The following is a 13,889-nucleotide window of genomic DNA, read 5'->3' as shown; positions in this document are numbered from 1 at the left end:
CCAGCGGGCCCGCGCGTGCCGGTCTACGGCCGGCCGAACGCGCGTAGCCGGAGGGAGTTGGCGAGCACCGACACGCTCGACAGCGACATCGCTGCGCTCGCGAGGACGGGCGACAGGAGCCATCCGGTGAACGGGTAGAGGAGGCCCGCCGCGATCGGAACGCCGATCACGTTGTAGATGAACGCCCAGAACAGGTTTTGCCGGATCGTCCGCAGCGTGGCGCGGGCGAGCCCGAGCGCCACGGGCAGGCCCGCGATCCCGCCGCGGATCAGCGCCACGTCCGCGGACGCGACGGCGATGTCCGTGCCGCTGCCCAGGGCGATCCCCACATCTGCGCCGGCGAGCGCGGGCGCGTCGTTGATGCCGTCGCCGACCATGGCCACCCTGCGGCCGGCGGCCCGCTGCTCGCGGACGATCCTCGCCTTGTCCTCGGGTCTCACCTCCGCGAACACGGCGCGGATGCCGAGCTCATCGGCGACGGCGCGCGCGGCGCCCGCCCGATCGCCGGTCACCATCGCCACGTCGACGCCGAGCTCGGCCATGGCCGCGACGGCGCGGCGCGCCTCCTCGGTGGGCCGATCGGCGACCGCCACGAGGCCCGCGAGCTGCCCGTCGACGGCCACGAACGACGGCGTGCGGCCCAGCGCGGCCAGGCGATCGGCCTCGGCCTCCAGCGCGGCCGTGTCGGTGCCCGCCCGCTGGAGCCACGCCGCGGTCCCGATGCGCACGAGGCGCCCCGAGACGCGCGCCTCGATGCCGTGGCCGATCTCCGCGCGGAACGCCGAGGCCGGCGCCATGCCGACCCCGCGGCCGCGGGCGCCCTCGACGATCGCCCGCGCCACCGGGTGCTCGCTCTCGCGCTCGGCGGCCGCCACGAGGCCGAGGAGCGCCGCCTCGCCGTGGCCCGCGAGGTCCACGACGTCCGTGAGCTCGGGCCGACCCGAGGTCAGGGTCCCGGTCTTGTCGAGCAGCACCGTGTCGACGCGGCTCGCCGCCTCGAGCGCCGCGCCGCCCTTGACGAGGACGCCGAGCTCCGCGCCGCGCCCTGTCCCGACGGCCACGGCGGCCGGCGTGGCCAGCCCGAGCGCGCACGGGCAGGCGATCACGAGCACGGCGACGAACCGCTCGACCGCCGTGGCGAGCCCCGCGGCGGTCGGGTCGATCGCGAGCCACGCGGCGAAGGCGAGCGACGCGACGCCGAGGACGACGGGCACGAAGACACCGCTCACCACGTCGGCGAGGCGCGCGATCGGCGCGCGCGACCCCTGCGCCTGCTCGACGGCCTCGACGATGCGCGCGAGCGCCGTGTCGGCGCCGGTCTTCGTGACGCGGAAGACGAGGGCGCCGCTCTGGTTGAGCGTCCCGCCGAGCACGGCCGAGCCCGCCGTCTTGTCGACGGGCATGCTCTCGCCGGTGAGCATCGCCTCGTCGACCGCGGACGCGCCGTCGACCACCTCGCCGTCGGTCGCGATGCGCTCGCCGGGCCGCACCCGCACGAGGTCGCCCGGGGCGAGCGACGAGGCGGGCACCTCGTCCTCGGCGTCGCCGCGGACGCGCCGCGCTGTCTTCGGCTGGAGCGCCACGAGCCCGCGCACCGCGTCGGCCAGCCGCTTCCGCGCGCGCGTCTCGAGGAGCTTGCCGAGCAGCACGAAGGTGACGATCGCGGCCGCGGCCTCGAAGTAGACGGGCGGCGCGTGGCCGTGCTCGGCGTGCGGGAACAGGCCGGGGACCACGACCGCGGCGGTCGAGTAGAGCCAGGCGGCGCCGGTCCCCAGGCTCACGAGGGTGTTCATGTCCGCGGCGCGGTGCCGGAGCGCGCTCCAGGCGAGGCGAAAGAACCGGCGCCCCGGCCCGAACACCACGATCGTCGCGAGCGCGAGCGAGAGCCAGCGCGCGGGAGCGCCTTCGAGCGCCGGGATCGCGCCGTGGGACATGGCCACGGCGAGCAGCGGCGCGGTGAGCAGCGCGGCGATCGCGACGTCGCGCCGGAGCGCCCGCTGCTCCTTCTGTTCGGCCGCGTCCATGGCGGCGGCGCGCTCGGCCGCGCTCGGCTGCGGGCGCTGCGGTGGTGCGTCCGCCGTCGCTGCCGGGCGCTCCGGCGCCGTGGCGTCCGCGCGGGCGCCGGCGCTCGTCGGGCTTGCGGGGACGCCGTCGGCCTGCGGGGCTGCGGGAACGCCGGTGATCGGCGCGGCTTCAGGGACGCTGGCCCCCGGGGGGACCTCGGGCACCTCGTACCCCGCCTCCACGATGGCGCTGGCGAGCGCGGCAGGCGTTGTCGCCTGCGCGTCGTAGGTGATCGTCGCGCGCCGGGTCACCAGGTTCACGGCCGCATCCTGGACGCCGGGCGCGGCGCGCAGCGCCTTCTCGACGCGGCGCACGCACGCCGCGCAGGTCATGCCCTGCACCGGAAGCTCCGTCCGGGCGCCCTGCGCGGCGGGCGTGGCCTTCGCGCTGGTCGGCTGCACGGGCTGGGGAATCGTCGCCATGGCTTCTCCTTACACGAGCTCGTGGCTCGTCTCCTGTCGCCTGCGCAGACGCGCCGCCGCTCCGGTGATTACGGTCTACCCCGGCAGCCCCGGGTGAGCTCCGGCGTCGGCCGGCTCGGAGCGGTGCCCGCGGCGCCGGCGCCCCCCCGAGCAGACGCGAGCCGCGGGGGGTGGTACGTCCGCGGGCGCGCCATGGAGCAGATCCTTCCGATTCTCGGGGTGAGCGTTGTCGTGTTCGTGTCCACGAACATCGATGACCTCCTCCTTCTCTCGGCCTTCTTCGCGGATCCAGGCTTTACCCCAGCTCAGGTGGTGGCCGGCCAGTTCCTCGGCATGGCGGCGCTCGTGATCGCGAGCGTCGCGTGTGCGCTGCTCGCGGTCCGCGTGCCGGACGGATGGATCGGCCTGCTCGGCCTGGCTCCCCTGGCGCTCGGCCTGAGAGGCCTCTGGGCGCTCTGGCGGGGCTCCAGGGCCAGGGAAGCAGGCGTGGCGAGCGGAGCGGACGAAGCAGGCGCAGCGGAGAGCGCGCGTGAGCCCCATGGCAGCGCGTCGCGCTTCAAGGTGATCGCCGTGGCGAGCGTGACCGTCGCGAACGGCGGGGACAACCTCGGCGTTTATATCCCGCTGTTCTCCAGCTCTCCTGCGCACATCCCGCTTCATGCGGCCGTGTTCGCGGTCATGACAGGCGCCTTCTGCGCGCTCGGGCACCGCGTTGTCAACCACCCGGTCCTGGGCACGCGCATCCGGCGTTTCGGCCGTGCGGCGCTGCCGTTCGTGTTGATCGGCCTCGGGCTCTGGATCCTGTCCGACTCCCTCGTGCTTGTCCGTGCGGGGTAGTGCCCTGGAGCGTCGTGAGCTCACCTTGGTGAGAGCGTCGCGCCAGTTCCACCCACGCGGAGTCCGGCCGGGGATCCAGAGAGAGAATTCAACGCAAAGGCGCAAAGGCGCAAAGGCGCAAGAAAGAACAAATTTGTGCAGGTTTGCGCCTTTGCGTTCTTGGCGTCTTTGCGTCAAATCTCTCTTCGCTCGCGAGACATATCCCTGGCAGGACGGCTCCCCGGGGCCGAACCGTTGCGCTGGCTCACGGGCCGGCGGCGGCGCGCGCGAGCCGCGTCACCAGCGGCCACGCACCACGACGCCCCCTCCGGCCTGGCCCGCCGTCAGCTCCCAGCTCACCTCGGGCGCCGGCTGGCGGCGCGGGGATGGCTCCAGCAGGAAGAGCAGCGCCGACGCGCCGGTGAGCGCCACGCCGGCGCCGAAGCCGACCGTGCTCACCAGCCCGAGCTGCTTCGCGCGGTTGCCAGCGTCGAGCCCGTCGGGCTTGCATCGCGCCCGGTCGGGGCTCACGTCCCTGCAGTTGTCGGCCGCGACGCCGCTCGCGTCGAGCGCCATCCACCCGGTCACCGATCCGACGATCAGCCCGGCCACGCCGAGCCCGCCCGCCACATAGGTGACCACCCGCAGGCCGCTGGGCCCCTGATCCGGCGCGGGCACCGGCGCCGGCGGCTTGGCGGGCGGCGGCTTGGCGGCCGCCGGGGACTTCACCTCGAGCACGATCGCCTTCGACTCCGACCGGTCGATCGTGAATCGCGTCTCGGTCACGGCCCCTCCCGGCGTCTGCGTCGTCGCGACGTGCTCTCCGGGATCGACGGGGAGCGCGACGCCGAGCGAGGGTTGCTCCAGCGCCATGCCGTCGCACTGCACGCGCGTCCCCGCCGGCGCGCCCGGCGGCAGCGACAGCGTGAGCTGCGGCACGAGCGGCGCGAGCGCGCTGCGCTGCCCGAGCGCGATCTTGCGTCTCGCCGCCTGCTTGTCCCGCTCGGCCTCACTCATGCGATCAACCATCGCGAGATAGTCGTTGTAGCGAGCGACCGCGGTCGCGATACGCCCCCATTTGGCCTCGCACTCGGCGAGCGTGAACAGCCGCCCCGGGCGCGGATCGAGACGCTGGCTTTCGGCGAGGGCAGGGCAGCCGGTCTCGTACCGGCCAGCCAGCATGTCGGCGCGCCCGCGGTCGAAGTGGGACTCCGCGACGGCGAGCGCCTGCGCGCTGGCCGGCGCCGCGACGGCGACGCCCAGCACGCCAAGGCAGGTGGACCGGAACCAAGAGAAGCGCATGCGTGAGCCGCCAGATACCATCGTTCCCGCTCGCTCCTGGCAAAGGAGTGTCCGCCCTGCCATCGTGCTCAGTCCGGCTTGTACAGCAGCTCAGGGCTCGGCTCCGCGGCCGACGCGGCTGGCGCGAGCCTGCGCCGTGAGCCGAGCGCCGGCGGCGGCGACGCGCGCGCCGCCCCCGTCGCGGTGGCGAGCGCGCGGCTGCCCTTTCCCAGCGGCACGGAGGCCTCGGGAGCCGGCGTCGCGACGTCCGGCGCCGTGGCTGTCGCCGAGGCGTCGGGGAGAGGCGGCGTCGGACGGACTTCCGGGGGCGCGGAGGCGGGCGAGCGCGCGTCCCCCGCGGTCTGCGCGGGCTCCGCGCTCCTGTCGGCGGGGAGCGCGCCGCGGCTCAGCGAGGCGAAGGCGAAGGCGCCGCCGCCGAGGAGGACGAGCACCGCGGCGGTGATCGCGGCTCGGCTCCATGGCTTCGTGGGGGGCAGCGCGGTCACCACGGTCGCGGTCGGGAGCTGGACGTCGCTCGGCAGCGACAAGGAGCGGGAGCTCAGGGGTTCATGTCCACTCGGGGTCTCCGCGGGGAGCAGGCGCGATGATCGCACCGGCGCGGCGGGCAGGTCGAAGACCTCGGCGAGCGCCTCGACCGCGGCCGAAGCGGTGGCGAAGCGCGCCTCGGGGGCGCGGGCCGTCACCTTGGCGAACCACGCGTCGAAGCCCGGAGGCAGCTTCACCCCCTCGGCGTCCGCGCGCGCGGACGCGGGCTCCTGCGGGCCGTTCACGGCGAGGGTCGCGAAAGCGAGCGCGCTGTCGTACTTCCGCCTGTCGTTCAGCCAGTACGCCTTGCCGACGAGGAGCGTGTACGCGATCATGCCGAGGGCGAAGATGTCCGCGGCCCGCGAGACCGACTCGCCGCTGAATTGCTCGGGCGCCATGTAGAGCGGCGTGCCGAGGACCGCGGTCGCCGCCGAGTCCGCCGCCGTCTCGACGACGAGCTTGGCAATGCCGAAGTCGAGCACCTTGATCCGGGGCGCCCCGTCGTCGGTCTCGGCCAGGAAGAGGTTGGCAGGCTTGAGGTCGCGGTGGACGACCCCGGCGGCGTGTGTCTTGTCGAGGGCGATGGCGGTCTGGCGCAGGAAGGCGACGGCCTCTTCCGGCGGTAGGCGCCCGGCGCGGCGGACGCGCTCGTCGAGCAGCGTGCCGCGGAGCAGCTCCATCACGAGGAACGGCTTGCCGGTCTCGGCGTCGATCCCGGCGTCGAACACCTCGACGATGTGGTCGCTCTCGATGCGCGCGGCGACGCGCGCCTCCAGCTTGAACCGGGCCTGGAAGTCGGGGTTGCCGGCGAGGTGCGAGTGCATCACTTTGAGCGCCCGCCGGCGCTCCGTCTCGATGTGCAGAACCTCGTAGACCGCGCCCATCGCGCCGCTGGCGATTCCGCGCACCACGCGGTACCTGCCAGCAAACAGCATCCCGTCGTCCAGACTCAGCGACATGGGTTCCACCAGCAGGCGCACTTATACACCAGCGTACGCGACGCCTGCACTCAGGAACTGAGGGATCGAAGCGCTTTTTTCAGTGTTCCAGTAAAGATCTAGGACACGCTCCGTCGGTCTGCGCCATCGCGCGGCGGAATGGCCGGTGGTCGCTCGCTGACTGATCGGTTACAGCCGTATGACTCGATGAGGGCATCATTCCATTTCGGCGGCCACCCTGATATCCTCCGCGACCAAAACCTCTCGAAATTTCACATGAAAATGAAGACGATGCTGGCTTTCGTTCGGTGCGCCGGCGGATGTGCCATGGCGCTGCTCGGGCTCGGATGTGCGCAGCTCTTCGGCTTCGACAAGGTCTACGAGCCCGAGGACCAGAGCTCCGGAGGCGGTGGCGCAGCGGGCTCAGCGGCCGGGAGCGGCGGCGGCGGCGAGGGAGATCCATGCGAGATCCTCGCGGTGCTGCCCGGGGAGAGCCTCGCCCTGTCGATGATCGACGACATGGAAGACGGAGACACCCGGATCTCCGGAGGGAACGGGTCGAACCCTTGGGCAGGGTTCTGGTTCGAGGACAACGACGAGTCACCGGAAGGAACGCAGGATCCTGCGGACCCGGCGGACCTCGTGAGCACCCTCGACCCTCCGCGCGGCGCCAGCACCAGGGCCGTGCACACGAGCGCCGATGACGGCTTCCTCCTCTGGGGAGCCGGCGTCGGCTTCCATCTGGACGACGAGGCCTACTACGACGCGTCCGAGTACCGTGGGCTCACGTTCTGGGCCCGCGCCGAGGAGGGCTCCACCAGGAAAATGAAGGTGATGTTCATCGATCAGCAGACCTATCACCTGGGGGGCATCTGCAACGAAGACGAGGGGGAATGCAACAATCACTTCCACAAGCCCGTCTTTCTGGAGAGCGACTGGAAGCACTTCAAGATTCCGGTGGAGTGCCTCAAGCAGGAGCCCTACGGTAAACAGCTGCTGGCGCCCGCCCTGGAGCGGCTCTGGGCCATCGAGTTCTTCTTCGACAAGGAGCAGGCGTTCGACATCTGGATCGACGACGTCGCCTTCTACCGATAGGCGCAGATCTCCTTCAATCGAGGGGAGCGCGCGCTGTCCGCGATCGGCGGGCGGAATCGCTGCGCGCTCCACGCGATCCCGCTTCAGTCCGTGACGAGAGGTCCCACGCCGTTGGCGAACTGCCACCCCTTGCTCTCGTCGACGTGGATCTCCCAGTCGAACACGCCGCGGAGCCCCGGGTGGTTGCTCTCGACTTGATTCCACGTGGGGATCGCCTCGTCGATCGACATGTAGTATTGCCGGTCCGCGAGCCCGAACCCCACGACGACGTGCGTCGGACCTAGCAGCGAGACCCACTCGTTCACGCTGTTCACGATGTAAGACTGCTCGGCGAGGTCGGGGCCATCGTAGTACTGCGGGGCCGCGTAGTCCATGGCGCCGGCGTCCACCATCTCCTTGCAAAACGTCTTGTCGCGGCTGTTCCAAGGGGCCGGAGGCGCGGTGATGACGAAGCCGGGGATGCGCCGCTTCAGCTCCTGGCTGATCCAGATCATCTCGGAGGTGTCGGGGGCCTGATTGGCCTCGAAGGTGTTCCAGTCGAGGCCGTCGAACCCACCCAGGTTGTCGTAGATCCCGATCACGCTGTCGACGAACTTCTCCGACTTCGCGCGCGTCGGGAAGCTCATGCCATTGTTTTCGCCGCCGACGGAGAGGATGATCCTGCGATCCTGGGTCGTCCGTGCGTACTCGATGTCGGCCTTCAGGTTCGTCGCTGCTCCCTTGCCATCACCCGGCGGCTCCCAGTAGACGGCGCCCGTGGTGCCGGGCGATCCTCCGAAGGGCCTCGCGGCAAAGAGATAGATCACGTTGTAATTGCTGTTGATGTCCCGGATGCGGACGGGCGCTTCCGTCCAGTTGGGGTAGTAGCCAGCGACGACCTTTTCGGGGAGCCCAAAGCCCGCGCGGGGTCTGCCGTCGTCGCCGGGGCTGCCGCCGCAGGAGTACGGCTCCCAGAAGTACGTGCTGACGGTCGGGATGTAGCCGGGATTGTCGTACTTGGCGATGTAGGCTGACCCCTCGTAATTCACGATGTCCCCCGCGGCATACGGCTGATCCTTTTGCCATTGCGGATAGCTGCACGAGCCCTCGGTGGGCTCGGAGCTGGACCCCTCGGTGGGCTCGGAGCTGGAGCCCTCGGTGGGCTCGGAGCTGGACCCCTCGGCGGGCTCGGAGCTGTCGCTGCAGCCGGAGTACGGCTCCCAGAAGTACGTGCTGACGGTCGGGATGAAGCCGGGATTGTCGTACTTGGCAATGTAGGCCGACCCCTCGTAATTCACGATGTCCCCCGCGACATACGGCTGATCCTTCTGCCACTCCGGAAAGTCTGCGCACGCGGCGGATTCGTTCTGATCCACCTCGAGCTCCTCCGGCGAGCTGGAAGCAAGGCATCCGAGCCCGCTCGCGGTGAAGGCGACGAGGAGAAGTGAAAGCTTGGGAGCAATCTTGGAAAGATGGAGAGACATGGTGGCCTTTCTTCGACGAGAGATGAACGATCGCCGATGGTGGTCTCGCCGAACGCAGCATTGCCATGCTGCGATCCGGCGCCGCTGGGCCGTGACTCGCCGCTGGGCTCGACCTCGATCACCACCCGTTGATGGGGACATCGTGGTACCGAGCGCGGCCGGGTCGTCGTGGCCCGATGCAACTGCGCTGCTGCTTCAGGGAAGAGCAAGCGATGTACCAGTCGTGATCATGGCCCCGACGATGGGCGCGCGGCGTCGGGGCAGCCCGTCGCTGACCTCTTCCTGGAGCCGAAGCGCGGCGATCGCGCCCGGCAAGCCGGGGGCGCGCGTGGGCGATCGGGGAGATCGCACCGCGATCGCCTCGATCGCGAGCGTGGGAACTCCTGGATCACCCCCGGCGATCCGGCGCTCTCGGGCCGCCTGGAGCTAGCCCGGGGCCTGTCGCGCGCCTATCGACCCGCGCGCCGGCCCCGCGGGCGTCAGGTGGAGCGCCGGGCGCGCAGGATCTGGAAGTACCGCCGCGCGATGCCCGACGCGGCCGCCGCGTTGCTGACGTTGCCCCCGTGCTGCGCGAGGACGCGCTCAACGTAGCGCCGCTCGAAGTGCTCGACGACCCGCTCCCGCGCGCGCGGGAGGGGCAGGTTCAGCGCGAGGATCTCCTCGATGACGTCGCCGGATGTCCCGGGCTCCGTGCCTCCGCGCGCGCCTGCAGGTGTGGAGGCCGGGGCCGGCGCGTCCGGGGAGGCCAGTCCGGCCCGGGTGATCTCGATCGGCGCGGCCTCTCCGAGCGCCACGCGCCGCGCCACGGCGTTGTAGAGCTCGCGCACGTTGCCCGGCCAGTCGTAGTCTTCCAGCCGCTCGCCGAACCCCTGCGGGAAGAGCGCGCCGCGCCCCGCGAGCTGCCGGAAGAAGTGGTGCGCGAGCACCGTGACGTCGCCCCGCCGCTTGCGCAGCGGCGGCAGCTCGATCCGGGCCACCGCGAGCCGGAAAAACAGATCGTCCCGGAACCGACCCGCCTGGATCTCCCGCTCGAGATCGCGCCGCGTCGCCGCGAGCACCCGGATGTCCACGCGGATCCAGCGGTTCGAGCCGACGCGCTGCACCTCCGATCGCTGGATCGCGCGCAGCAGCTTGGCCTGCAGGCTGAGGTCGAGATCGCCGATCTCGTCGAGCAGCAGGGTGCCGCCGTGCGCCTCCTCGAAGACGCCGCGGCGTGTCTCGTTCGCGCCGGTGAAGGCGCCGCGCTCGTGCCCGAAGAGCGCCGACTCCACGAGCGTCGGCGGCACCGCGGTGCAGTCGAAGACCACGAACGGCCCGGCCGCCCGCGGCCCCTGCTCGTGGAGCGCCTCCGCGAGCACCTCCTTGCCGGTCCCTGTCTCGCCCTCGATGACGACGGGGACGCTCGACGCCGCGATGCGCTCGCATAGCGGATAGAGCCGCCGCATCTCCTCGCTGGCGCCGAGGAGCCTGCCGAACTGCACGGCGGGCGACAGCTCGGCCGCCTGCATGACGCCGAGCGCCTCGACGCGGAGCACGGTCTCGCCGATCCGGACGAGCTCGCTGCCCTGGAGGTACGCGTCGCCGACGCGGATCCCCTGGACGAAGGTGCCGTTCGTCGATCCGAGGTCGGTGACGCGGAGCCGGGCGCCGGCGAGCTCGAAGGCGGCGTGGCGGCGCGAAACGAGCCGATCGGTGAGGGAGATGTCGCAGGCGGGGCTCGTGCCGGCGAGCACGCGCGAGGGCAGCCCCGGCGCCACCGTGAACCGGCGGCCCTCGTCCGGGCCCGCCATGACGGAGAGGGCGAAGCTCTCGGCCCCGGCCGCGGCGGGGCGCACCGGCCCGGGCAGGAGTTCGGTGGAGGCGGCATCGTCGTCGCTCAGCGGAGGCATGCTGCCATCTCAGCAGGCCTCCGCGCCGACGTCACGCGAGGCCGATGGCACCCAAAGGGATCGCCGGGATCGCCCTCGTACGCACTCCCGGTAATGATCCGTTGAACCATCGCTTCGAAGCCCGATTCAGCGCTGATCAGCGCTGGCACGTGCCGTGCTTGAAGGCGGCTGTCTCGCCCAGACCGGGCGACGGCGGATCGGCCGGTAAGCACTTTGAAACACCCAGACCGCGCGGCTCGGCGATGTCGCGCGATGCGGGCGTGAAGGGAGCACGATTGACAATCATGAACTCGAGATATCTACATGCTGTCGAGCAGACGAGACGGACTGGCCGGCGCACACGTGTGACGCTCCTCGAAGGGATGGCCGATTTCTTGCGGGCCCGTGCCCTCCGCCTTGCGTGCTTGGGCATCTTCGTCGCGCTCTCGACCTGCGGTCACCCGGGCGGCAGCTCCGCCGGGACGACCGACTTCACCGTTCAGTACAGCAACTATGACGCCGCCGCGCCGAACGACACCATCATCGAGGCCGGGATAAAGATCCGCAACAACACCGCTGCCCCGATACCGCTGAGCAGCATCGTCCTGCGCTACTGGTTCACGAAGAACGGCGCGAGGACGGTGACCCCGGCGTGCTGGTGGTGGGGCCCGGGCTGCAGCCGAATCACGCTGACGACGGGGACGGTGGCCTCTACGGGCGCCGATCGTTACGTGCAGATCGGCTTCACCAGCGCCGCCGGGAGCCTGGCTGCGGGGGCGACGACCCAGCCGATCGACCTCGGGATCGAGTTCGACACGAACGTCGTCGAGACCGACGATTACTCGTACGGAACCCAGACGACCTTCTCCAACTTCAGCCGTATCACCGTGCACGACGCCGGCTCCGCGCCCACGGGCGGCCTGCGCAGCGGTACGCCGCCGAGCGGCAGCGTGTCGCCGCCTCCGGCGCCGATCTCCCTGACGGCCACGGCGTCGAGCGCGAGCGCGATCTCCCTGAGCTGGGCGGCGAGTCGCGGTGCGACGAGCTATGCCGTCTACCGATCGACAACGTCGGGTTTCACGCCTGGCACGGGAAACCAGATCGCCAGCGGCGTGACCTCTACCAGCTATGACAGCACCGGCCTGGCTGCGTCGACCACCTACTATTACAAGGTCACGGCCCTGAATGGGGGCGGCGCGTCTGCCGCCTCCAATCAGGCGAGCGCGACGACCCGGGCCGGCAGCGCGGTCACGGCCGAGTTCTTCGACGATTTCAGCTACAACGGGACCAGCGACGCCAGCTTCACGAGCTGGTGGTCGCTGCGGAGCTGGTCGGGGGCGCCGGGGGTGAGCGACGCGGCGTGGCTGGAATCCAACGTTTCACTGGTCGCTGACCCGCAGAGCTCCACGAACAAGCTGATGCGCCTCAAGGCGAGCACGAGCGGCACCGGAGCGACCACCTCGCAGGCCGAGGTGATCACCAACGCCCAGAAGTTCCGCTTCGGCACCTACGCTGCAAGGGTCAAATTCAACGACACCCCGCTGTCCGGCACGCGTTTTTACGCCGACAAGCCCGTCGAGACCTTCTTCACCTTGACCGAATGGGCCGACGGCGACCCGGACTACTCGGAGCAGGATTTCGAGTACATGCCCAACGGCGGCTGGGGCCAGGGCAACACGAGCACGATGTGGCTGACTTCGTGGGAGACGTCGGACGTGAATATCTCGAGCTCGGTCTCCGCGAACTTCAACGGTTTTCACACGCTCGTTCTCCAGGTCACCAGCACGTCCATCAGCTATTACATCGATGGGGTGCATCGCGCGACGCACGGTTCCATGTACGCTCCAGAGGTGGACCAATTCATCTTCTTCAACCTCTGGTACGATGAGCTCGATGCGGCAAAGGGCAGCTCGCGGACATACCATGAGGATGTCGACTGGGTCTATTTCGCCGAGGACGCGATCCTGTCGTCCGCCGAGGTCGACGCGAAGATAGCCAACTTCCGCTCCTCGTCGGTTTCCCGTCGAGACACGGTGCCCTAGAGGGGAGATCTCTCTCTTCGGACACAGGCCCACCTCGGCTGCGGCATGTCACCGCGCCACGATGGCTGCTTCGTGGAGGGCACGCCGTCGACCTTCAGCCCTCCCGCGTCGCGCAGCGCATGGAACGCGATGTTCGCGCGGGTCTGGAAACTTCTGCCCGATGCGGCGATCCGACGACGAGCTGCGCTTTCAGCGGTTCGCCTCTCTTGATCACCCTGTGCAACCCCTGGCATGCTCCAGCCATGAAGCTTCTCGCTCCGTCCCGTTGGTCGCTGGGTACTCTTGCCGCTTGCCTCGCTGCCGTGGCTTTCACGGGCTGTTCCGGCTCCGGGGAGGGGAAGGACGACGACGGGAGCGGCGGATCGATCGCAGGATCCACCGTCGGGAGCGGAGGCGGTGGTCAACCGGGCACCGGAGGCGCGGACGCTGCTTCCTCTACGGGAGGCGTCACGGGGAGCGGCGGCGCGACCAGCAGCAGCAGCAGCAGCAGCAGCGGGCTCCCTGGTGCTGGCGGAGCGACGGGTGGAGGTGGCTCCCCCGGCGACGGCGGCGGGTCCACCGGCGAAGGCGGGTCCACGGGCAGCGGCGCGCCCACCTGCCCGCCGGCGACACCCCTGACCGGAGGCAAGGAGTATTGCTCGAACAGCCGAGGCAATGCGGGCAATGGTTACGGTTATGAGCTCTGGGCGGAGGGAAGCGGGACGGGCTGCATGACCGTGCACGGCGTCGACGCCGCGTTCAGCGCGAAATGGAACAACGTCGAGGATTTCCTTGCGCGCGTCGGGCTCGACTATAACCAGACCCGGAAGCACGCCCAGATCGGCACCTTCTCGGCGGAGTTCGCGCATACCAAGACGGAGGAGAACGGCGGCTTGACGTACATCGGCATCTACGGCTGGACGGTCAACCCGCTGCGCGAGTTCTACATCCTCGACGATTGGGGCAGCGTGAAGCCGGCAGGGTTTTCTTCCGACGGGACGCCGCGGGACGAGGTCGGCACGCTCACCGCCGATGGCGAGACCTATGACGTGTGGAAGAAGACCCGCGTGAACAAGCCGGCCATCACGGGGAATAGCGAGACGTTCGATCAATATTTCAGCATCCGGCGGACGGCTCGCACGTGCGGCACCATCTCCATTTCCGAACACTTCACCAAATGGGAAGCGCTCGGCCTTCCCCTGGGGAACCTGCACGAGGTCAAGCTGCTGGTCGAGTCCCAGAACAACAGCGGGACAGTCAAGTTCACGACGGCGAAGGTCGTCGTGAAATAGGCGAGGGCGTCCAGGCACCTCGAGATCGGCATGGCCAGCGCGAGCCTGCGCCTCCTGGACGTCGTGGCAGGCTCTCTGACCGG

9 protein-coding genes are annotated in these 13,889 nt (G+C 70.2%); 4 read left to right on the top strand and 5 right to left on the bottom strand.

What is annotated here, in order from left to right; genetic code table 11:
* Nucleotides 1-23 precede the first annotated feature (23 nt).
* A complete protein-coding gene (locus tag WMF45_RS22570) occupies nt 24-2,486 on the bottom strand; it encodes a heavy metal translocating P-type ATPase (RefSeq protein WP_437718912.1) in 2,463 nt (820 codons plus the stop codon).
* 192 nt (nt 2,487-2,678) lie between these two features.
* Here WMF45_RS22570 and WMF45_RS22565 point away from each other — a divergent pair, with 192 nt between their 5' ends.
* Nucleotides 2,679-3,323 (top strand): cadmium resistance transporter, encoded by a 645-nt coding sequence (locus WMF45_RS22565; RefSeq protein WP_437718911.1) that lies wholly within the window; start codon nt 2,679-2,681, stop codon nt 3,321-3,323.
* 276 nt (nt 3,324-3,599) lie between these two features.
* On the opposite strand, the gene WMF45_RS22560 is transcribed toward WMF45_RS22565, so the two are convergent.
* On the bottom strand, nt 3,600-4,604 hold the full coding sequence (locus WMF45_RS22560; RefSeq protein WP_437718910.1) for a hypothetical protein: 1,005 nt from the start codon (nt 4,602-4,604) through the stop codon (nt 3,600-3,602).
* A 68-nt stretch (nt 4,605-4,672) separates the two neighbouring features.
* Nucleotides 4,673-6,088 carry a protein kinase domain-containing protein gene (locus tag WMF45_RS22555; protein WP_437718909.1) on the bottom strand — a complete coding sequence of 472 codons (1,416 nt, stop codon included), beginning with the start codon at nt 6,086-6,088 and terminating at the stop codon, nt 4,673-4,675.
* Nucleotides 6,089-6,358: 270 nt separating this feature from the next.
* Between WMF45_RS22555 and WMF45_RS22550 the strand changes: the two genes are divergently transcribed.
* On the top strand, nt 6,359-7,162 hold the full coding sequence (locus WMF45_RS22550; protein WP_437718908.1) for a hypothetical protein: 804 nt from the start codon (nt 6,359-6,361) through the stop codon (nt 7,160-7,162).
* 83 nt (nt 7,163-7,245) lie between these two features.
* Here WMF45_RS22550 and WMF45_RS22545 read toward each other — a convergent pair whose 3' ends face one another.
* Entirely contained in the window at nt 7,246-8,625 is a 1,380-nt protein-coding gene (locus WMF45_RS22545; RefSeq protein WP_437718907.1) for a glycosyl hydrolase family 18 protein, read from the bottom strand.
* Nucleotides 8,626-9,104: 479 nt separating this feature from the next.
* Nucleotides 9,105-10,514, bottom strand: a complete 1,410-nt coding sequence (locus WMF45_RS22540) for a sigma 54-interacting transcriptional regulator (protein ID WP_437718906.1) — start codon at nt 10,512-10,514, stop codon at nt 9,105-9,107.
* 44 nt (nt 10,515-10,558) lie between these two features.
* Here WMF45_RS22540 and WMF45_RS22535 point away from each other — a divergent pair, with 44 nt between their 5' ends.
* Nucleotides 10,559-12,535 carry a cellulose binding domain-containing protein gene (locus WMF45_RS22535; RefSeq protein WP_437718905.1) on the top strand — a complete coding sequence of 659 codons (1,977 nt, stop codon included), beginning with the start codon at nt 10,559-10,561 and terminating at the stop codon, nt 12,533-12,535.
* Between the two features lie 302 nt (nt 12,536-12,837).
* Complete coding sequence (locus tag WMF45_RS22530; protein ID WP_437718904.1) at nt 12,838-13,806, top strand: glycoside hydrolase family 11 protein; 969 nt, start codon at nt 12,838-12,840, stop codon at nt 13,804-13,806.
* Nucleotides 13,807-13,889: the final 83 nt, after the last annotated feature.

Source organism: Sorangium sp. So ce448, assembly GCF_051520915.1.
GTDB lineage: Bacteria > Myxococcota_A > Polyangia > Polyangiales > Polyangiaceae > Sorangium > Sorangium cellulosum_B.
Note: the sequence above shows the minus strand (reverse complement) of the source record. Positions and strands in the feature narration are given on the sequence as shown.